This window comes from Bacillus sp. JJ1521 (genome assembly GCF_036965165.1).
Lineage (GTDB): Bacteria > Bacillota > Bacilli > Bacillales > Bacillaceae_L > Ferdinandcohnia.
In genome coordinates this window covers 10,887-11,570 of the sequence record NZ_JBALOX010000208.1, presented here as the reverse complement: position 1 = coordinate 11,570, position 684 = coordinate 10,887, and the positions used below count along the sequence as shown (strand labels likewise).

Sequence of the window (684 nt, the reverse complement as noted above, 5' to 3'; positions counted from 1 at the left end):
AATAAATATGATAATCGGCACTTTTCAATCGATACAGTTGAAGAAAAATACATTCAACGAATTCTATATGAATTAGGCGAAACCGATAATGAATTTACTTCCATTTCACCATATAGCCAGAACATTTCATTCGAGGCAATTGTTCAATTTCACCAAGAGAATTTTCAAAAACATGGTTCCATTGCGATTACCGGTACCGAGGAAATTTCACTTGAATTATCAGAATTAGGAATACCGAACGAATGGGTTATACCAACGTATCAGGACTTAATTGTTTCTCTTGAGCGAGCATTGCTTGCAACGGAAGCCCGTAAAAATAAAGAATCTCAAATTGTGTTTGGCATTATTGACATTGATAAATTTGATAAAGCCACTGAAAAATACACAACTGAACATGAAGTCCAATTATTTAAGTTAAAATTTCAACAAATGATGCTGAATTATACAAAGCTACTCGATGGTCATTTGATCAATTCAGGTGGTGAAGAATTTTCATTTATCACAACACGCGGTATTTTCGAACGCGAAACCCGTGGATATAAATTCATCCCATTATTAAACACCGCTAAAACGGAGTTAGGTGTATCGATAAGCATTGGTGTAGGGTTTGGTCTCTCCGCTGCCGAAGCAGGCAGCCATGCCAGAATGGCCCTTCGTCAATCAAAGGAATTAGGTGGTAATGTC

The 684-nt window shown here is 36.8% G+C and carries 1 pseudogene; it reads left to right on the top strand.

Annotation, left to right across the window (positions count from 1 at the left end):
• Positions 1-684 (top strand): annotated as a pseudogene (locus V7147_RS22200) (hypothetical protein); the annotation flags it as partial.